1 protein-coding gene is annotated in these 856 nt (G+C 66.1%); it reads left to right on the top strand.

Translation table 11 applies throughout. The annotated features are described in order from the left end of the window. Positions 1 to 818: hypothetical protein (locus AC559T_RS14575; RefSeq protein ID WP_498869060.1), on the top strand; the 818-nt coding region annotated here is incomplete at its 5' end. Positions 819 to 856 lie beyond the last annotated feature (38 nt).

Raw genomic sequence — 856 nt, 5'->3', positions numbered from 1 at the left:
CCACTGACCCGACCCAGGCCCGGGACCTCTACCTACTCGGCGGGCTGGTGTGCGCCATGCTTGTCCACGCCGCCCGCGACCTTGGCCACACCGAACGTGCCCTTATGTACGAACGCACCGCCCTGCTATGCGCCGAGCGAGCCGGACACCCCGGCCTGCACGTCATCGTCGGAACCGAGCAGGCCGCCACCGCCTATTGGATGGCTCGCTACACCGACTCCATCCGCTACACCGAACACGCCCAGCAGCACGCCGACCACGTCCACGGCTCCATCGCCGCGCTTCCCTCCGTCCAGCAAGCCCGCGCCTATGCCGCGATCGGCGATGTCGACCACGCCCGCGCCGCCCTAGCCACCAGTCACCACATCCGAGAGCGGATACGCACCGACGATCTCGACGAGATCGGCGGACTCATGCGTCTATCTCATCCTGAACAACTCGGCATCATCGCCGGCACCGCCGCATGGCTACCCAACCTTGCCGAAGCTGAGCGAGCCGCAGTCGACGCCGTCACCGCCTATACCAACGCCCCCTACGCCGACCGCTCTCACAACTCTCACGCGATCGCCCGCGCCGATCTTGCCCTCGCCCACATCCGGCAACACGAACTCGACGGAGCCCGCCAGGCGCTTCAGCCCCTGCTCGCCATCCCCCCACAACATCGCGTCCTACCGATCCGCGCAGGCGCACATCGGCTCTCTACAGCACTCCGCACAGATCCCGCCTACCATCGCTCCCCGCAAGCACGAGACCTCACCGCCACCATCAACGCCTACACTCATGACAGCACCCAGGCGGCCCTACTCGACTATTCCTAGTCCTACCTGATATGTGACGTCTGGAGTGATCCCGCTTC

The organism is Frankia sp. Hr75.2, from assembly GCF_949319125.1.
Classification (GTDB): Bacteria; Actinomycetota; Actinomycetes; order Frankiales; family Frankiaceae; genus Parafrankia; species Parafrankia soli.
The sequence above is the reverse complement of the archived record's forward strand: the minus strand, read 5'-3'. Positions and strand labels throughout refer to the sequence as shown.